General features: G+C 63.6%; 18 protein-coding genes. 15 read left to right on the top strand and 3 right to left on the bottom strand.

All coding sequences use genetic code 11. The features are described from left to right. Positions 1-44: 44 nt before the first annotated feature. The 9 genes from WBK23_RS08925 (at position 45) to WBK23_RS08965 (ending at position 9,882) form a co-directional block, all read left to right on the top strand. Complete coding sequence (locus WBK23_RS08925; protein ID WP_424483616.1) at positions 45-599, top strand: DJ-1 family glyoxalase III; 555 nt, start codon at positions 45-47, stop codon at positions 597-599. Positions 600-898: 299 nt separating this feature from the next. Next, positions 899-3,727, top strand: a complete 2,829-nt coding sequence (locus WBK23_RS08930; protein WP_424483617.1) for a xanthine dehydrogenase family protein molybdopterin-binding subunit — start codon at positions 899-901, stop codon at positions 3,725-3,727. Next, positions 3,720-4,259, top strand: coding sequence for a (2Fe-2S)-binding protein (locus WBK23_RS08935; protein WP_424483618.1), 540 nt, complete (start codon positions 3,720-3,722; stop codon positions 4,257-4,259). Before WBK23_RS08930 ends, WBK23_RS08935 begins: the two co-directional genes overlap by 8 nt. Before the next feature lie 2 nt (positions 4,260-4,261). After that, positions 4,262-5,470, top strand: a complete 1,209-nt coding sequence (locus WBK23_RS08940; protein WP_424483619.1) for a cytochrome c — start codon at positions 4,262-4,264, stop codon at positions 5,468-5,470. Between the two features lie 16 nt (positions 5,471-5,486). After that, on the top strand, positions 5,487-6,458 hold the full coding sequence (locus tag WBK23_RS08945) for an XdhC family protein (protein WP_424483620.1): 972 nt from the start codon (positions 5,487-5,489) through the stop codon (positions 6,456-6,458). A 1-nt stretch (position 6,459) separates the two neighbouring features. Further along, positions 6,460-7,032, top strand: a complete 573-nt coding sequence (locus tag WBK23_RS08950) for a nucleotidyltransferase family protein (RefSeq protein ID WP_424483621.1) — start codon at positions 6,460-6,462, stop codon at positions 7,030-7,032. Positions 7,033-7,266: 234 nt separating this feature from the next. Further along, entirely contained in the window at positions 7,267-8,718 is a 1,452-nt protein-coding gene (locus tag WBK23_RS08955) for a cytochrome ubiquinol oxidase subunit I (RefSeq protein ID WP_424483622.1), read from the top strand. A gap of 2 nt (positions 8,719-8,720) precedes the next feature. Then, positions 8,721-9,728, top strand: a complete 1,008-nt coding sequence (gene cydB / locus WBK23_RS08960; RefSeq protein ID WP_424483623.1) for a cytochrome d ubiquinol oxidase subunit II — start codon at positions 8,721-8,723, stop codon at positions 9,726-9,728. Positions 9,729-9,738: 10 nt separating this feature from the next. Next, positions 9,739-9,882: a DUF2474 domain-containing protein gene (locus WBK23_RS08965; protein ID WP_339730371.1), complete on the top strand. Its 144-nt coding sequence runs from the start codon at positions 9,739-9,741 to the stop codon at positions 9,880-9,882. A 22-nt stretch (positions 9,883-9,904) separates the two neighbouring features. Here WBK23_RS08965 and WBK23_RS08970 read toward each other — a convergent pair whose 3' ends face one another. After that, positions 9,905-11,029: a methyltransferase gene (locus WBK23_RS08970; RefSeq protein ID WP_424483624.1), complete on the bottom strand. Its 1,125-nt coding sequence runs from the start codon at positions 11,027-11,029 to the stop codon at positions 9,905-9,907. Between the two features lie 378 nt (positions 11,030-11,407). Here WBK23_RS08970 and WBK23_RS08975 point away from each other — a divergent pair, with 378 nt between their 5' ends. Next, on the top strand, positions 11,408-12,400 hold the full coding sequence (locus tag WBK23_RS08975) for a DctP family TRAP transporter solute-binding subunit (RefSeq protein WP_424483625.1): 993 nt from the start codon (positions 11,408-11,410) through the stop codon (positions 12,398-12,400). 322 nt (positions 12,401-12,722) lie between these two features. Beyond that, positions 12,723-13,496, top strand: a complete 774-nt coding sequence (locus WBK23_RS08980) for a ferredoxin--NADP reductase (RefSeq protein WP_424483626.1) — start codon at positions 12,723-12,725, stop codon at positions 13,494-13,496. 86 nt (positions 13,497-13,582) lie between these two features. Here WBK23_RS08980 and mscL read toward each other — a convergent pair whose 3' ends face one another. Continuing rightward, on the bottom strand, positions 13,583-13,996 hold the full coding sequence (gene mscL / locus WBK23_RS08985; RefSeq protein WP_424483627.1) for a large-conductance mechanosensitive channel protein MscL: 414 nt from the start codon (positions 13,994-13,996) through the stop codon (positions 13,583-13,585). A gap of 139 nt (positions 13,997-14,135) precedes the next feature. Here mscL and WBK23_RS08990 point away from each other — a divergent pair, with 139 nt between their 5' ends. From WBK23_RS08990 to radA, 3 genes are all read left to right on the top strand, one after another. Next, positions 14,136-14,378: a YdcH family protein gene (locus WBK23_RS08990; protein WP_424483628.1), complete on the top strand. Its 243-nt coding sequence runs from the start codon at positions 14,136-14,138 to the stop codon at positions 14,376-14,378. An 84-nt stretch (positions 14,379-14,462) separates the two neighbouring features. Further along, the gene (locus WBK23_RS08995) at positions 14,463-14,741 is read left to right on the top strand and encodes a YdcH family protein (RefSeq protein WP_424483629.1); all 279 of its coding nucleotides are present in this window, start codon (positions 14,463-14,465) and stop codon (positions 14,739-14,741) included. A gap of 68 nt (positions 14,742-14,809) precedes the next feature. Further along, positions 14,810-16,174, top strand: a complete 1,365-nt coding sequence (radA, locus tag WBK23_RS09000; RefSeq protein ID WP_424483630.1) for a DNA repair protein RadA — start codon at positions 14,810-14,812, stop codon at positions 16,172-16,174. Positions 16,175-16,219: 45 nt separating this feature from the next. Here the strand turns inward: radA and WBK23_RS09005 are convergent, their stop codons facing one another. Continuing rightward, on the bottom strand, positions 16,220-16,594 hold the full coding sequence (locus tag WBK23_RS09005) for a PilZ domain-containing protein (RefSeq protein WP_424483631.1): 375 nt from the start codon (positions 16,592-16,594) through the stop codon (positions 16,220-16,222). Between the two features lie 262 nt (positions 16,595-16,856). On the opposite strand from WBK23_RS09005, the gene WBK23_RS09010 reads away from it, so the two are divergent. Continuing rightward, a complete protein-coding gene (locus tag WBK23_RS09010) occupies positions 16,857-18,923 on the top strand; it encodes a carbon starvation CstA family protein (protein ID WP_424483632.1) in 2,067 nt (688 codons plus the stop codon). Positions 18,924-18,932 lie beyond the last annotated feature (9 nt).

Raw genomic sequence — 18,932 nt, forward strand, 5'->3', positions numbered from 1 at the left:
ACCACTCGGACAGTTTCAGAACCCGTATTGCAAGGAGAAAGCAGATGACCGCACGGGCCCTTATCAGCGTTGCCGATGGCGTCGAAGACCTCGAGTGCGTGACCCTGATCGATGTGCTGCGCCGCGCCGAAATCGAGGTGGTGGTGGCCAGCATCGAAAGCCGCCGGATGATCACCTGCGCCCGTGGTACGCGCCTGACCGCCGACGCCATGCTGGTCGACGTGCTGGCCCAGGCGTTTGACCTGATTGTGCTGCCGGGTGGCATGCCGGGCGCGCAGCACCTGGCTGAGCATGAGCCGCTGGCCGAGCGGGTGCGCGAGCAGGCCAAGGCCGGCAAACTGTTCGCCGCCATCTGCGCCGCCCCAGCTGTGGCCCTGCAGCAGTATGGGGTGCTCAAGCAGCGGCGGATGACCTGCTACCCGGCCTTCAGTGATCGCCTGAGTGGCTGCAGCTTTGTCGACCAGGCCGTGGTGGTCGATGGCAACTGCATCACCAGTCAGGGCCCGGGTACTGCACTGGAATTTGCCCTGTGCCTGGTCGAGCAGCTATGCGGCAAGGCCGTGCGCAAGCAGGTCGCCGAGGCCATGCTGGTCGGTTAAGCCGCGCGCCCGGCAAAAAACGCCGCCCATTCGACCAGCCCCGGGTCGAGCGCGGCCGTTGCTTCATCTATCTATCTGCCTGCGGCTGTCTGGCCCGAAACAAGTGTCCGTGCGGAATAAATACTGACCTCAAGGACAGTTTTTCTTCTTATGCGGCAATGACTTGGTTAGAATCTGACTTTTGGGTCAAGTTAATTCGTCGTCTACGCTTATCTCGTCCCTCCCGGTACGCGAGGAGACGACGGTTTATTTCCTGTTCAAATAAACGGCCAGCCTGTTTCTGGCCCTGAGGATCGGACATGTCCACTCCTGAGTTGTCCCGTCGCGCCTTCCTGCAAGGCAGCGTCATCGCCGGTATCGGCATCAGTTTCGCCCCGCTGGGCAGCAAGGCCTTTGCCGCCCTGTTCGAGGCGCAGGTAACCGCCATGCCGCAGCCCTGGTACACCGCCAGTGGCAAGGCCGTGGCGCGTATCGATGGGGTTTCCAAGGCCGTGGGCGGCAAGGTGTTCGCCCGCGATATCCGCGCCAAGGACATGCCCGGCTGGCCGCAGCAGCAAGGCCATGCGCTGTTGCTCAAGGCTACGCGCACCGAGCAGCTGTATCAGGGCTTCGACCTCTCGGTGCTGCCGGCCGAGCTGCAGCCGCAGCGGGTGGTCACCGCCAGCGATCTGGTCAAAGACGGCATCACCTTTCCCTATGGCCACAACCTCGACCCGCTGCTGCCCGAGGGCCAGGTGCCGATGTTTATCGGCCATCCGGTGGCGCTGCTGATCTGGAAGGATTTCGAACACTATCGCCAGGCCAAGAACATCCTCAAGTTCAACGACAAGGTGATTCGCTACGGCGAAAAAGCCGCGGCGTTCCAGAGCGACCCTTACGGCAGCTTCCGCTTTGTGCGCGTCGGCGGCAGCACGCCGTTTGAGCCGGACACCTTCTCCAGCCTCAAGGACAGCATGCTGTTTCCGCTGATCCACAACCGCAAGCCGGCCTGGGGCGAAGGCAAGGTCAGCGGCGACCTGACCCAGCAGGGCCTGTACCACGCCGAGCAGATGCTCAATCAGCTGCAGACGCCGCCGGACGACTGGCTGGTGTTCGACGAGCGCTTCAAGACCCAATCCATCGAGCCGGCCGCGCTGGAAGCCGACAACGGCAATGGCTGGTATGACGCCGCCACCGGCACCCTGCATTTCGTAGTCGCTACCCAGTGCCCGTTCGAAGTGGCCGAGCAGTGCGCGCATATGCTCGCGCCCTCCAAGTTCGGGGTGAAGAAGCTCAGCATGCACCCCGGCTACACCGTCGGTTACGGCTCCAAGGACAACAATATCCACGTCTTCTACGCCGCCCTCGCGGCTATGTACGGCGACGGGGTGCCGGTGCGTCTGGCCAATGACCGCTACGAGCAGTTCCAGAGCGGGATCAAGCGTCATCCCTTCGACATGCACTACCAGTTGGCGGTGAACAAGGCCGACCACAGCTTCCAGATCTTCCGTGCACATATGGATGTCGATGGCGGCGGTCGTGTCAACTACAGCTCCTCGGTGGCGGCGGTGGGTGCCACGGCTGCGCAGTCGATCTACTACCTGCCGCGTAGCGACCTGGCGGCCACCGCCTACTATTCGCGCGGCGTGGAAGCCGGTTCGATGCGCGGTTACGGCACCCTGCAGACCATGGCCGCCACCGAAATGATGGTGGACGAAGTGGCCGGGCGGCTGAATATCGATGCCATCGAACTGCGCAAGAAGAACGTGTTCCAGTCCGGCATGAAGAACACCCAGGGCGCGATCCCGGCCGGTGCCCTGCGCCTCGACGAAATCCTCGACAAGGCTGCGCAGCACGAGATATGGAAGGATCGCGTCGAGCGTAAAAAACGCTTCGATGCCGAAGATCCGGACAACCTCTACGGCGTCGGCTTCGCCATCTGCCAGAAGGACTTCGGCACCGGCTCCGAAGCACCGATGGCCAGCCTGGAGTTCAGCGCCGACGGCCGCGTCAGCCTGCGCCAGATCGCCATCGACATGGGCACCGGCATGGCCACCGCGCAGGCCTTGCTGGTCGCCGATTACCTCGGCCAACCCGCCGATGAAATCAAGACCGGCGAAACCGAGTGGAGCGAGCTGGCCCTGACCACCAGCAGCAACCCCTACATCATCAGCCAGGCCGAGCAGGACGCCGCGCTGCGCAACCCGCGCTGGGTCGGCAAGCTGGCCTCGCCGTCGTCGGCGACCAACTCCTCCTACTACACCGGCCACTCCACCCGTGAGGCGGCGCGCCTGCTGTTTATCCACGGTCTGTGGCCGGCGGCCATGGCCATTTGGGGCCGAGGCGAGCATGGCGGTTTGGCCAACCCTTACGTGGTGCGTCGTGAGAATGCGCACTGGATCGAGGGCAAGCTGACCGCCGACGGCATGCCGCCGATTCCTTTCAAGTTGCTGGCGCACAAGGCCCACGAGCTGGGCCTGGTCACCGGCATCAGCGTGCACGGTTTCAACCGCTGGAGCTGGGCCGAGGGCGAGTTTGAGATCAACGGCCAGCGCGAGCGCGTGCCGCTGGACGCCCTGGCGGTGAAATACGGTGACGGTGCCACTGCGGCGCAGAAGGCGCAGATGAGCCGTAACGGCTTCCACTTGCTCGACCGCGTCAGCATCGACTACCCGGTGACCCAGCTGAACAACGCCATGGTCACCTACTACAGCCCGGTGGCCACTTTGGTCGAGGTCAAGGTCAACAAGGGCAGCGGTGAGGCGCGGGTGATCAACCATCACTCCTGGCTCGAATGCGGCCGGGTGATTGTCGAGGAACTGGTGCTCGGCCAACTCGAAGGCGGTATCGCTATGGGCATCGGCCATGCGCTGCTGGAAGAAATGCCGCTGTACGAGGGCGGCCCCGGCGACGGCACCTGGAACTTCAACCGTTACCAGCTGCCGCGTGCCAAGGACTGCGCCGTGTGGACGCAAACCGCGGAGATTCTGCCGCCCCTATCACCCAGCGACCCGGCCAAGGGTATCGCCGAGGTCGTCATGATTCCGGTGGTCGGTGCCATCGTCAACGCCGTGGCGCATGCCACCGGCAAGCGCTTGCGCGAACTCCCCCTGACCCCGGCCCGCATCAAGGAGGCCCTCCATGGCTAAGCGCGTTTTGAGCATGATCATCAACAGCCAGGCTGTCGGCCCAATGGAAGTGGCGGACGACCTGATGATGATCGACTTTCTGCATGAACACCTGAACCTCACCGGTTCGCGCCTGGGCTGCGGCCAGGGCGTGTGCCACGCCTGTGTGGCGATCCTCGACAAGCCTGACGGCACCAGCGAGGAGATCCGCACCTGCATCACCGGCGCGCATTTCTTCGACGGCAAGCGCGTGCGCACCATCGAAGGCCACGCCAAGCGTGACGCCCAGGGCGAGGTCAGCGAACTCAACCCGATCCAGCAGAAGTTCGTCGACAAGTTTGCCTTCCAGTGCAGCTACTGCACCCCCGGCTACGTCAACGCCGCCACCGTGCTGGTGGAAAAACTGCAACGCCAGCCGGTCAAACGCAGCGAGCTGGAGGGCGAGATCGAAGACGCCCTGGGCAAGCACATCTGCCGCTGCACCGGCTATGTGCGCTACTACAGCGCCGCCCGCGATGTGGTGGAGTCACTCGGCCTGGTCAAGGAGGGTTAAGCATGAAGAGTTTTCTGATCGCTGCCGCCCTGTTACTGCCCGTGGCTGCCCAGGCGGTCGATAAGCAACTGATCGAGCGCGGCAAATACCTGGCGCGCGCCGCCGACTGCGTGGCCTGCCACAGCATCGAGGGCGGTGCCGAATACGCTGGCGGCCTGCCGCTGGAGTCGCCGTTCGGCACCATCTACGGCACCAATATCACCCCGGACAAGCAGCATGGTATCGGTGAGTACACGGCCGATGACTTCTATCGTGCGGTGACCGAGGGCGAGAAACCGGACGGCACCCAGCTCTATCCGGCCATGCCCTATACCTCTTATCGCCTGCTCAAGCGCGAAGATTCCGACGCCATCTACGCCTACCTGATGAGCCTGGAACCGATCGCCAAGCCCAGCCCGCAGACCGACCTGGCCTTCCCGTTCAATCTGCGTTTCGGCATGAGCTTCTGGAACCTGCTGTACAAGGACAGCGTGGAGTTGCAGCCGAGCGAAGGCAAGGGTGAGCCCTGGCAGCGCGGCCAGTATCTGGTCGAGGTGCTGGGTCACTGCGGCGAATGCCACACCCCGCGCAATGCCCTCGGTGCCTTGCAGCAGGATCAGCGCATGCAGGGCGGCGTGCTGCTCGGTTACGAAGCACCGAGCCTGCTGGCCGAGGATCTGGCCGCGCGCGGCTGGAGCACCGATGACCTGGCGACCTTCCTCAAGCACGGCATCAGCGCCCAGGGTTCGATGTTCAATGAGATGTACCCGGTGCTGCACCACAGCACCCAGTACCTGCCGCTAGACGACCACAAGGCCATGGCCACCTACCTGCTCGGCGACCAGCCGCCTGAGCCGCGCAAGGTCGCCAGCGTCGGCGTGGACAAACTCGACGAGAGCGCTCAGCAGGGCCGTCAGCACTACCTCAATGTCTGCGCCGGTTGCCACGGTGCAGCGGGAGAGGGCATTCCGCACGTGGCCGTGGCCATGGACGGCAACACCACCCTGCGCCTGAGCGATTCGCGCAACCTGTTGCGGGTGATCGACGACGGCATCAAGGAGCAGCAGTTCACCGGCTTCGAGCGCATGCAGCCGATGCCAGGCTTTAGCGACACCCTGGATGACACGCAGATGCGTGACCTGCTGCACTACCTGCGGCAGACCTGGGGCGGCCTGGACGCTCAGCTGAGCCCGCAGCAGGTCAGCCAGTTGCGCAGCGAGAAGGGCCATTGATGCTGAGTAGACGCTGATGCAGCACCTCGATCTGCTGGTGCTGCGCAAGGCCTTGCAGTGGTCGGCGGCAGGGCAGCGCGTGTGGTTGTGCACGGTACTGGCCACTTACGGCTCGGCCCCGCGTGCGCCGGGCTCGCTGTTGGCCGCCACGGCCCAGGGCGAGTGGATCGGCTCGTTGTCCGGTGGTTGCGTCGAGGATGAATTTCTCGAGCGCCTGGCCGCTGGGGCCTTCCCCGAGCCGATTCATCTGCTGCGTTACGGCGATGGCAGCGACCCACACTCGCAGATCAGCCTGCCCTGTGGCGGCGTGCTGGAAGTGCTGGTGGAAAACCTGGCGGCCGACTGCGAGGTACAGGCGCACCTGCGTGAGCTGGAGAGCGCACTGGCCGGCCAGCGCCGGCTGATTCGCGAAGTGGCGCTGCCAACCGGTGAGCGTCGCCTGTTGGCGGACGCTGTGCAGGGGCCGCGGGTGGAGCGTCAGGCGAACCTGCTACGCCTGCGCATGGGGGCGGCCCAGCGCCTGTTGATCGCGGGGTACTCCTCGGTGTCCCAGGTGTGTGCCGAGTTCGCCCAGAGCCTGGGCTTTGAGGTGGTGCTCTGCGACCCGCGCGAGGAAGTGCTGCAAGGCGTCGAATTGCCGGGGGTGGAGATCCGCCGCGAGCTGCCGTCCGAGGTGATCCGCCTGGGCGGCTGTCATGCCGACACCGCGGTGGTGGCGCTGACCCATGACCCGCGCATCGACGACCTGGCGATGATCGAGGCGGTACGCACCGAGGCGTTCTATATCGGCGTGATGGGCTCCATGGTCACCAGCCGCAAACGCTTCGAGCGCCTGCGCCGGGTTGGCGGCCTGGATGATGCTGCGCTGGCGCGGATCATCGCGCCGATCGGCCTGAACCTGGGCAGCAAGACCCCGGCGGAAATCGCCCTGGCGGTACTCGCCGATATCCTGCGGGTGCGTAACGGCCTGGCGCGAGACGCGCTCTAGCATGGCCCAGGTGCTCGCCCTGATGCTCGCGGCCGGTCGTGGCACACGCTTTGGCAGTGACAAGCGCCTGGCGCTTTTGCCGGATGGGCGCAGCTTGCTGGCCGCCAGTGTCGAGCGGGCGCAGCAGGTGTTCGGTGAGGTGCATGTGCTGCTGCGCAACGAGGACGATGCGCTGGCGCTCGGGCTGTCAGCTGCGTGCCGGATTATCCGTTGCCATGATGCCGACCAGGGCATGGGCCATAGCCTGGCCGCCGGGATGCGCGCCCTGGCCGGGTCGGACGCCGACGCCATCGCCGTGCTGCTCGGCGATATGCCCTGGGTCAGCGCGGACAGCCTGCGCCAGCTCGCCACTCAGGCGGCTGCCGAACGGATTGTCTACCCGCTGCACGATGGCCAGCGCGGCCATCCGGTGCTGTTCGGCCGCGCTTTCTGGGCGCACCTGCAGAACCTGACAGGCGATGAAGGCGCGCGCGCGCTGCTGCAGGCGAATGCGTCGGCGTGCCACGGCGTTGTGCTGCAGGACCCTGGCGTGCTGCGCGATGTCGACCGCCCCGAGGCGCTGTTGCAATCGTGAGGTGCGCAGCCCTTGTGGCAGCTCGTCGCGCGACAATCAACCACAGCAGAATTTAGCCAGCGAGGCGCTACTCTTTAGGTCATGCCTTGATCTGCGTCAACGCCTTTGGCGCGCGGTTGTGAGGGCTTTTTGCCCTGCTCGAAGGCCACAGAATAATAACGTCCCCTGACTGCTTGCTCGTGACTGGCTTGCGCCCGTGCGCCATGCCCCGTACCACCTGACTGAGGAAACGCCATGTTTGGATTGGAGGCTCTCGATCTCGCCCGAATCCAGTTCGCATTCACCATCTCGTTCCACATCATCTTCCCGGCCATCACCATTGGCCTGGCCAGTTACCTGGCGGTGTTGGAGGGTTTGTGGCTGAAAACGGGCGAGGAGGTGTACCGCGACCTGTACCACTTCTGGTCGAAGATTTTCGCCGTCAACTTCGGCATGGGTGTGGTCTCCGGTCTGGTCATGGCCTACCAGTTCGGCACCAACTGGAGCGCATTTTCAGACTTTGCCGGGGCGGTCACCGGGCCGCTGCTGACCTATGAGGTGCTCACCGCGTTCTTCCTCGAGGCGGGCTTCCTCGGCGTCATGCTGTTCGGCTGGAACCGCGTCGGCCCAGGCCTGCACTTCTTCTCCACGGTGATGGTGGCGGTCGGTACGCTGATCTCGACCTTCTGGATTCTCGCCTCCAACAGCTGGATGCACACCCCGCAGGGCTTCGAGATCATCGACGGCCGGGTGATCCCGGTGGACTGGTTCGCCGTGGTGTTTAACCCCTCGTTCCCTTATCGCCTGCTGCACATGGCCACTGCGGCGTTCCTCGCCACCGCCTTCTTCGTTGGTGCGTCGGCGGCCTGGCACCTGCTGCGCGGCCGCGATAACCCCGCGATCCGCAAGATGCTGTCGATGGCCATGTGGATGGCGCTGCTCGTAGCGCCGATCCAGGCGGTAATCGGCGACTTTCACGGCCTGAATACCCTCAAGTACCAGCCGGCGAAGATCGCTGCGATCGAAGGCCATTGGGAGAACAAACCGGGCGAGCCGACCCCGCTGATCCTGTTCGGCTGGCCGGATATGCAGCGCGAGGAGACTCGCTTCAAGATCGAGATTCCCGTGCTCGGTAGCCTGATCCTGACCCACAGTCTGGACAAGCAGGTGCCGGCGCTGAAGGAGTTCGCCAAGGAAGATCGGCCCAATTCAACCATCGTGTTCTGGACTTTCAGGGTGATGGTCGGCATCGGCATGCTGATGATCCTCACCGGTCTCTGGGGGCTGTGGTCGCGCATGCGCGGCACGCTGTTCCAGTCCCGTCCTCTGCTGCATCTGGCGGTGTGGATGGGGCCGTCGGGGATCATCGCCCTCCTTGCCGGTTGGTACACCACAGAGGTCGGCCGCCAGCCTTGGATTATCCATGGGCTGATGCGCACGGCTGATGCCTCCTCCGGGCACAGTTTTGCGCAGATGAGCCTGACCCTGGTGCTGTTTGTGGTGGTGTATTTCGCCCTGTTCGGTGCCGGTATCGGCTACATGATGCGCCTGGTGCGCAAAGGCCCGATCACCGACGAAGGCAAGGAAACCGCCGAGGGCGGGCCTGGCCAGAAACGCACGCCGTCGCGTCCGCTGTCCGCGCCCGCCGAGGGCTTGGAAGACGGGCCGGATGAAGAACGTGGCGACTCACTGGCTGAGAGGAATTGAATATGGGCGTTGATCTTTCGCTGATCTGGGCCGTGATCATTGCCTTCGGGGTGATGATGTACGTGGTCATGGACGGCTTCGACCTGGGCATCGGCATCCTCTTCCCCTTCGTCAAAAGCGCAGGCGAACGCGATGTGATGATGAACACCGTAGCGCCGGTCTGGGACGGTAACGAAACCTGGCTGGTGCTCGGCGGCGCGGCGCTGTTCGGTGCGTTTCCGCTGGCCTACGCGGTGGTGCTCAGCGCGCTGTACCTGCCGCTGATCTTTATGCTGCTGGGGCTGATCTTTCGCGGCGTGGCCTTCGAGTTTCGCTTCAAGGCCAAGGCCGCCAGGCGGCATATCTGGGACAAGGCGTTTATCGGCGGCTCGCTGACTGCGACCTTCTTCCAGGGCGTGGCGCTGGGGGCCTATATCGACGGTTTCAAGGTGGTCGATCGAGTCTATGTCGGCGGCGCGCTGGACTGGCTGACGCCGTTCTCGCTGTTCTGCGGCCTGGCGCTGATTGCCGCCTACGCCTTGCTCGGCTGCACCTGGCTGATCATGAAGACCGAAGGTCGCCTGCAGCAGCAGATGCACGATATGGCGCGGCCGCTGGTATTCGTGCTGCTCGGCGTTACCGGCATCGTCAGCCTGTGGACGCCGCTGGCGCACGCCGATATCGCGCAGCGCTGGTTCAGCCTGCCGAATATCTTCTGGTTTATGCCGGTGCCGCTGCTGGTAATGCTGTGCACCTGGGCGCTGCTGCGCGCGGTGGCGCGCAACGCCAACTACTCGCCGTTCCTGCTGACCCTGACGCTGATCTTTCTCGGCTACAGCGGCCTGGGCATCAGCCTGTGGCCAAATATCATCCCGCCATCGATTAGCATCTGGGAGGCCGCCGCACCGCCACAGAGCCAGGGTTTTATCCTGGTTGGGGCGCTGTTTATCATCCCGTTTATCCTGATGTACACCGCCTGGAGCTATTACGTGTTCCGCGGCAAGGTTACCGAAGAAGATGGCTATCACTAAGGTGCGAGTGATGAACGATGTAGAAGAGAAAAAGCCGCTGTGGCAGCGGCTTGGTTGGCTGGTGCTGATCTGGGCCGGCAGTGTGCTGGCCCTGGGTGCGGTGTCCTATCTGCTGCGGCTGTTTATGCAGGCTGCGGGGATGGGGACACCGTAAAGGCATGCCGCAGTGGTGGTGTTTATTTGATCGCTTTAAGCACCACAAACTTTGGCGTCGCCGCCACCTGCTCAACACCACGGAACAAACGGCCCAGCTTGGCGTGGTAGCCCAGATGGCGGTTGCCGACTATCCACAGCTCGCCGCCTTTGACCAAGGCTGCGCGGGCCTGCTGGAACATGCGCCAGGCGAGGAAGTCGCCGACCACCTGCTGCTGGTGGAACGGCGGGTTGCACAGCACCAGATCCAGCGAATCCTCCGCCTGCTCGGCCAGGCCATCGCCGGCGCGGATCTCTGCCGGGCGTTCACCCAGCGCCGTGCGCCAGTTCTCTTGCGCCGATTGCACCGCCATATAGGACTCATCCACCAGGGTCAGCTCGGCCTGCGGGCTGCCCAGCGCATAGGCGATACCCAGTACGCCGTTGCCGCAACCGAGGTCGGCCACCCGAATGCGCCCCAGGTGTTTCGGCAGGTGCGGCAGCAGGGCGCGGGTGCCGATGTCGAGGTCTTCGCGGCAGAACACATTGGCGTGGTTGAGCAGCTCGATGGCCGGTTTTTCCAGGCGGTAGCGCGTGGGGTAGGGCGATACCGGGGCCGGCTTGGCTTCAGGTGTGGCGAGCAGCAGGCGGGCTTTTTTCACCGCCAGCGAGGCCTGCAATGGGCCGATATATTTTTCCAGCAGCTCGCCGGCCGCACGTGGCAGATGCTTGACCATCGCCGCGGCAATTACCTGTGCGCCGGGAGCCAGCTGGCCGTGCAGGCGAATCAGCTGCTCTTCCAGCAGCGCCAGGGTCTTGGGTACGCGAATCAGTACGAAATCGAAGGGGCCTTGGGCTGCGGCGCTGGCGGGCACAAAGCGCACGGCCTCGCTTGGCAGCTGGTTGCGCCGCAGGTTGATCTGCAACCCCAGCTGGGCCAAATGCGAGTCGCCGCTGCTGGTCACCTGCGCCTGCCCGGCCAGGTTGGCGGCCAGCGCGCCGAAGCTGTCATTCAGCACCAATACCCGCGCGCTGCTCGCCAGCCCTTGTTCATGCAGATGGTTGAGCAGGTATTCGTCCGCAGCATCGAACGCCTGCAGCGGCTCGTTCGGCTGGTCGGGTTGGCGAATCAGGTCGAGTTGGGCAAACGGGGTGCTGAACACAGGCATGGGAAACTCGGGCGGCGGGCCGCTAAGGCGATGAAGAGGGCATTGGGCCGCTATTGTCGATGCATGCGGCAGAAAAGTCTCGAAACTGAGAGCTGGTTGGGCAAATTCAGGGTTGTGCCGCCGCCGGCTTTACCGAAAAATGCCGCCCCCTTGCTGATCTGCCAAGTCGTGTCGAAGACCGGCAAGTCATCACGATCAGCTCTCCGAATAATAACCAGACCCTGGCCCCGCGCCGGTCGCGATCTGGTAGCGCCTGATGATCAGCCACGTGCCGCCGCTGCGCGCATGCGCTGAGCCATTGCTAGCCAACACCCTCTCTCATGAGGCCTGCCGATGCAGGCTTCACGGCGTTCTATTTGCAACAGAAAAGGTATGTGCATGTTCAAGTCTCTGCTGTGTTTCACCCTTGCCGCGCTGCTGCCGTGCGGCGCGGTCCTGGCCGCTGCCAAGGCTCCCATCGTGATCAAGTTCTCCCATGTGGTGGCCGAAGACACGCCTAAGGGCAAGGGTGCGCTGCTGTTCAAGAAACTGGTGGAAGAGCGCCTGGCCGGTGTGGTGGCGGTCGAGGTCTATCCGAGCTCGATGCTGTTCGGCGATGGCGACGAGATCAATGCACTGCGTGCTGGCAAGGTGCAGATGCTCGCGCCGTCGCTGTCTAAGTTCGAGGCCTACACCAAGCAGCTGCAGGTGTTCGACCTGCCGTTCCTGTTCGACGACCTGGAGGCGGTCAAACGCTTCCAGAAGCGTGACAAGAGTCGCGAGCTGCTGCATTCCATGTCCAGCCAGGGTATCTACGGCCTGGCCTACTGGAATAACGGCATGAAGCAGCTGACCGCCAACCGCGAGCTGCGTAAGCCCGAGGATGCCAAGGGCCTGGCCTTCCGTATCCAGCCCTCGTCGGTGCTGGAAGCGCAGTTCCGCCAGCTGGGTGCCACAACCGTGAAGATGCCCTTCGCCGAGGCGTTCAAGGCGCTGCAGGCCGGCACCATCCAGGGCACCGAAGGCCCCTGGTCGAACATCGCCAGCCAGAAGGTCGATACGGTGCAGCCGTTTATCAGCGAGCTCAACCACGGTTCGCTGAGCTACATGCTGATCAGCAGCAAGGAGTTCTGGGCCAGCATCCCCTACCAGACCCGCACCGAGCTGGAAGCGATCATCGAAGAGGTCAGCTACTCGGTGAACCAGGACGCCGAGACGCTGAACAATAATGATCGCGAACGCATCATCGCCGCCGGCAAGGCCAAGGTGATCACCCTTACAGCGCAAGAACGTGCCGTCTGGCGCACTGCGCTGAGCCCGATCTGGAAGACCTACGAAGCGGAAATCGGTGCCGACGTGCTACGTGCCGCGCAGGCGGTCAACCGCCGCTAGAACCTGTCCACGATCTGCTGCGCGTCGGCCCTACTGCGTTAAAAACAGGCTCGGAAGCCGCTTGCGGCTAACGCGCTTTAGCGCGACCCGAAGGGCGAGTGAAACGAGTAATACTCATTTACAGCCAGTAAACTCCGCTTCCTCGCCTGCTTGACCAGCCGGAGGCTGTTACTAACGTAGCGCCTTGTATGGCTCTAGCTCGCGAGATCGTGAACAGGTTCTGAACGTTACAGGCTGAGAGCCCCCAGGGTTTGCCGGTGTTTGTCGGGCGGGCTTTGCGCGACACTGGGTGCGTGCAACCCCGCACGCGTTTGGTGTAACCATGGCCGCAGACGACAAATTCACCCGGCAAACCCTGACCGATATCCAGGTCTGGTCACCGAGCCTGTTCAGCCTGCGGTGTTCGCGCGATCCGGGCTTTCGCTTTCGCGCCGGGCAGTTCGCCCGCCTCGGTGTGGAGAAGGCTGATGGCTCGGTGGTCTGGCGCGCCTATTCGATGGTCTCGGCCCCCCATGATGAGTTTCTCGAGTTCTTCTCCATCGTCGTGCCGGACGGTGAATTCACCTCCGAGCTGAGCCGTCTCAAGGTGGGTGACAGCCTGCTGGTGGAAAAGCAGGCTCTGGGCTTTCTTACCCTCGATCGTTTCGTCGACGGCAGCGACCTCTGGCTGCTGGCCAGCGGCACCGGGCTGGCACCGTTTTTGTCGATCCTGCAGGGGCTGGAGGTGTGGCAACGCTTCCAGCGTGTGGTGCTGGTGTACAGCGCGCGCACGACCAGCGAGCTGGCCTATCAGCCGCTGATTCAGGGGCTGATGCAGCAGGAGCATCTGCAGGAGTACGCCGAGCGGTTTGTCTACCTGCCCCTGGTCACCCGTGAGCAGGCGGCGGGCTGCCTGCATGGGCGCATCACCACCTTGCTCAGCAATGGCGAGCTCGAACGCGCGGCCGGCCTGAGCCTGGAGCCGGCCCGCTCGCGGCTGATGATTTGCGGTAACCCGCAGATGATCGACGACACCCGCAGCCTGCTCAAGCAGCGTGACCTGCAACTCAGCCTGACCCGCCGGCCCGGGCAGGTGGCGGTGGAGAATTACTGGTAGCGGGCTGCTCGAGCCCCTGGCCATCTACAGCGACGACCATCCACAAAAAAGGCACCCGAGGGGTGCCTTTTTCATTTGCCGAGGAGTTAGTCCTTGGTCTGTTGCGCCTTGAGCAGGTCGCGGATTTCGCTGAGCAGTTCCTGCTCCACGGTCGGAGCCGGCGGCGCTTCCGGTGCGGCGGCTTCTTCACGCTTGAGGCGGTTGATCGCCTTGACGCCCATAAAGATGGCAAAGGCGACGATGATGAAGTCGAGGATGGTCTGGATAAACTTGCCATAGCTCATTACCACAGCTGGCAGGTCACCTTCGGCGGCCTTGAGGGTGATGGCCAGATCGGTAAAGTCGACCCCGCCAATCAGCAGGCCAATCGGCGGCATGATCACGTCGCCGACGAACGACGAGACGATCTTGCCGAAGGCCGCGCCGATGATGATACCGACGGCCATGTCGACCACATTGCCCTTGACCGCGAAGGCCTTGAATTCGTTGAGAATGCCCATGCTTCTTTCCCTGAGAGGTGAGGTTGCAGAGAGTGTAATGCGCCATTCGCCTGGCATCCAAGCCCGTTCTGCCTGCGTCCCGGCAGAGCACGCTGCACTGGGCTAGGCTTAAAGGCATGTCTGCCATGAGGATGCTGCTATGCCATTGGAACATCATCCGCTGCACCGCGAGTTTCCCGAGTTCAAGGCGCAGTTGCAGGCCCTGCTGTCTGCGGACGGGCACTTCGGTCGCCTGGCAGAGGAATACGAAGAACTCGACAAACGCATCTATGAGGCGGAAAGCGGGCGGGTGGCCATGGATGAGATGCTCCTGCTTGGCCTGAAGATGCAGCGCGTCAGTCTCAAGGACGAACTGGCCACCTTGCTGCGCGGCACGCCATAGCGGCATTGGCTTGATCCGGGTCAAGTACTGGCTGCGCAGCAAGGGATAGTCTGCGGGCAGTGACTATCCCAGAGGAATGCCCGCATGCACGTCGAACACCATCCCCTAATCAAGGATTTCCCCGAACTGCGCGGCGCGCTGCATGAGCTGCGCAGCAGTGACGCCGACTTTGCTCGCCTGGCCGACAGCTACGAAACCCTGGACAAGCGCATCTGCCGCATCGAGGCGGGTCGTGACGTGCTGGCTGAAGCGACCCTGGCGTCACTCAAGCAGGAGCGCGTCGGCCTCAAGGATGACCTCGCACGCCGCCTCAAACGTGCCGCCGGGCAGTGCTGCGGTTGTGGCAACGGTTGCAAGGGATAGCGGTGTAAGACTGTAAATATATCCAGCTATTTCGTATCATCCGGGCTCAGCTTTCTAAGGAGTTCGGCATGGCCAAGGCCAAACGCATGTATGGCTGCACCGAGTGCGGCGCGACCTTTCCCAAATGGGCCGGCCAGTGCGGCGAGTGCGGGGCCTGGAACACCCTGGTGGAAACCCTGATCGAGGCCAATGCGCTAACGCCCAGCGGGCGTGCCGGCTGGGCCGGCGAGCAGGCGCAGATCAAGACCCTGGCCGAGGTCAGCGTCGAGGAGGTGCCACGCTTCTCCACCGCCTCCGGCGAGCTGGACCGCGTGCTCGGCGGCGGCCTGGTGGACGGCTCGGTGGTTCTGATCGGTGGCGACCCTGGCATCGGCAAGTCGACCATCCTGCTGCAGACCCTGTGCAATATCGCCACGCGCCTGCCAGCGCTGTACGTCACCGGCGAGGAATCCCAGCAGCAGGTGGCCATGCGCGCGCGCCGCCTAGGCTTGCCGGAAGACAAGCTCAAGGTGATGACCGAAACCAATATCGAGCTGATTATCGCCACCGCGCGCCTGGAAAAACCCAAGGTGATGGTGATCGACTCGATCCAGACCATCTTCACCGAGCAGTTGCAATCGGCCCCCGGCGGCGTCGCCCAGGTGCGTGAGAGTGCGGCGCTGCTGGTGCGTTATGCCAAGCAGAGCGGCACGGCGATCTTCCTGGTCGGCCACGTCACCAAGGAAGGCGCTTTGGCCGGGCCACGGGTGCTTGAACATATGGTCGACACCGTGCTGTATTTCGAGGGTGAGTCCGACGGCCGCCTGCGTTTGCTACGCGCGGTGAAGAACCGCTTCGGCGCGATCAACGAACTGGGCGTGTTCGGCATGACCGACAAGGGCCTGAAAGAGGTCACCAACCCCTCGGCGATCTTCCTCACCCGCGCCCAGGAGGAAGTGCCGGGCAGCGTGGTGATGGCTACCTGGGAAGGTACCCGGCCGATGCTGGTGGAAGTGCAGGCGCTGGTCGATACCAGCCACATGGCCAACCCGCGTCGCGTGACCCTGGGCCTGGATCAGAATCGCCTGGCCATGCTGCTGGCTGTGCTGCATCGGCATGGCGGTATTCCGACCCACGACCAGGACGTGTTCCTCAACGTGGTCGGTGGGGTCAAGGTGCTGGAAACCGCCTCCGACCTGGCGCTGATGGCGGCGGTGATCTCCAGCCTGCGCAACAAGCCGCTGCCGCATGACCTGCTGGTGTTCGGCGAGGTTGGCCTGTCCGGTGAGATCCGCCCGGTGCCGAGCGGTCAGGAGCGTCTGAAAGAGGCGGCCAAGCACGGCTTCAAGCGCGCCATCGTGCCCAAGGGCAATGCGCCGAAAGATCCGCCGGCGGGTTTGCAGGTGATTGCGGTAACGCGCCTGGAGCAGGCGCTGGATGCGCTGTTCGAGTAGCTGAGCAGCGAGGCATTAAAAAGGAGGCCTAGGCCTCCTTTTTGTTTACTCGTCTTCTTCGCCGAGGGCGGCGAGTTCGCGCTCGAGCAGGCTGTCATCGCCCAGATTGAGCTCCACCAGGCGACGCAGGTGGCTGATCGAGTCGAGGTCGATATGCCGGCAGACAAAGCCGAGCAGGTCGTCCTGGGTGCGGGTCAGCACCACTTCCATCAGTACGCGGGTATCGTCGGCCAGCTGAATATTGGCGTCGAAGGGTTGGTTGGGGTCGCCATTCCAGCCGCTCGGGCGCTTGATCAGCAGGCCTTTCAGTGACACGTCATGCAGTTCGACCGTCCAGCGCCGCTCACCTTGGATGACTTCGGTGGGGGCGTCGAAAGCGATGCGGTGAAAGCGTCGACGCTCATTGGCTGTTGCGCTCATGCAAAGAAACTCCTGCGAGGTTTTATCCACTATAGCCAAGCCTGCGCGCCGGCGCCGCCACTAGATGCGACTGCCCGGTTATTGCGCCCAGTTGCCCGCGCTTAGCAGCTGTTTATTGGTGCTAGATCGGTTTGGCTGCACTCGACAACGTGATGAGTGGGCGAGCGGTGGCGTCTGCCTCTAGACCAAGGTCGCATGGAGCTTTGCCGAGGGCGGCCTAAGCTTGTGCGGCAGCTTGTCTGTCCATGAATTGGGAGTGCCTATGAACCATAACAATAGTCTGCTGCGCCACCTGCCTTGGGCAGTGCTGGCCGTGGTGGGTGCCTGCGCCTTGGGGGTCGTGGCCTTGCGTCGCGGCGAGGCCATCAACGCCTTGTGGATAGTGGTGGCCGCGGTGGCCCTCTATCTGGTCGCTTATCGCTACTACAGCCTGTTTATCGCCACCAAGGTGATGCAGCTCGATCCGCGTCGGGCCACGCCGGCGGTGCTCAACAACGACGGTCTGGACTTCGTGCCGACCAACAAACATGTGCTGTTCGGTCACCACTTCGCCGCCATCGCCGGTGCCGGCCCGTTGGTCGGGCCGGTGCTCGCCGCACAGATGGGCTACTTGCCCGGCACGCTGTGGCTGATTGCCGGGGTGGTGCTGGCCGGTGCCGTGCAGGACTTTATGGTCCTGTTCATCTCCACCCGCCGTAACGCCCGTTCGCTCGGCGACATGGTGCGTGAGGAGATGGGCCGCATCCCGGGCACCATTGCCCTGTTCGGCTGCTTCCTGATCATGATCATCATCCTCGCGGTGCTCTCGCTGATCGTGGTCAAGGCCCTGGCGCACAGCCCGTGGGGCATGTTCACGGTGATGGCGACCATCCCGATTGCCATGTTTATGGGCGTTTATATGCGCTACCTGCGCCCCGGCCGGATTGGCGAAATCTCGCTGATTGGCGTGGTGCTGCTACTGGCGTCGATCTGGCTGGGCGGGGTGATTTCCCTCGATCCGTACTGGTCGGTGGTGTTCACCTTCACCGGCGAGCAGATCACCTGGATGCTGGTCGGCTATGGCTTCGTCGCCGCCGTGCTGCCGGTCTGGCTGATCCTCGCGCCGCGCGATTACCTGTCGACCTTCCTCAAGATCGGCACCATCGTCGCCCTGGCCATCGGCATTCTGATTCTCGCCCCCGAGCTGAAAATGCCGGCGCTGACCCAGTTCACCGACGGCACTGGCCCGGTGTGGAAAGGCGCGCTGTTCCCCTTCCTGTTTATCACCATCGCCTGTGGTGCGGTGTCCGGCTTCCATGCGCTGATCAGCTCAGGCACCACACCCAAGCTGCTGGCTAACGAGTCCCACGCGCGCTACATCGGTTACGGCGGCATGCTGATGGAGTCGATGGTGGCAATTATGGCCATGGTCGCGGCATCGGTAATCGAGCCGGGCGTGTACTTCGCCATGAACAGCCCGCCCGCGGTGGTCGGCACCGATGTCGTCAGCGTGGCCGCAGCGGTCAGCAGCTGGGGCTTTGCCATCACCCCGGATGCGCTGGAGGCCGTCGCCCGCGATATCGGCGAAAGTTCGATCCTCAACCGTGCCGGTGGTGCGCCGACGCTGGCCGTGGGTATCGCGCAGATCCTCCATCAGGTGCTGCCTGGGCAGAACACCATGGCCTTCTGGTACCACTTCGCGATTCTGTTCGAGGCGCTGTTTATCCTCACTGCCGTGGATGCGGGCACCCGTGCCGGGCGCTTTATGCTGCAGGACCTGCTCGGCACCTTCGTGCCGTCGCTCAAGCGCACCGAGTCCTGGACGGCCAACGTGCTGGCCACCGCCGGCTGCGTGGCGCTGTGGGGCTACCTGCTGTACCAGGGCGTGATCGATCCGTTGGGCGGCATCAACACCCTGTGGCCGCTGTTCGGCATCTCCAACCAGATGCTCGCCGGTATCGCCCTGATGCTGTGCAGCGTGGTGCTGATCAAGATGAAGCGTCAGCAGTACGTCTGGGTCACCTTGTTGCCGGCGGTGTGGTTGCTGATCTGCACCACCACGGCGAGCCTGATCAAGCTGTTCGACGCCAACCCGGCCGTTGGCTTCCTCGCCCTGGCGAAGAAGTACGAAACCGCCCTGGATGCGGGCCAGATCCTCGCACCTGCCAAGGACCTGGGGCAGATGCAGAACGTGATCATGAACGCCTATACCAACGCCACGCTCAGCGTGCTGTTCCTGGTGGTGGTGTTCAGCATCCTGTTCTACGCGATCAAGGTCGGTCGCGCGGCCTGGGTGCGCAGCGAGCGGACGGACAAGGAAACCGCGTTCCAGGCCATGCCTGACGCTTGAGTGCCCGCC

The organism is Pseudomonas sp., assembly GCF_049653025.1.
Classification (GTDB): Bacteria; Pseudomonadota; Gammaproteobacteria; order Pseudomonadales; family Pseudomonadaceae; genus Aquipseudomonas.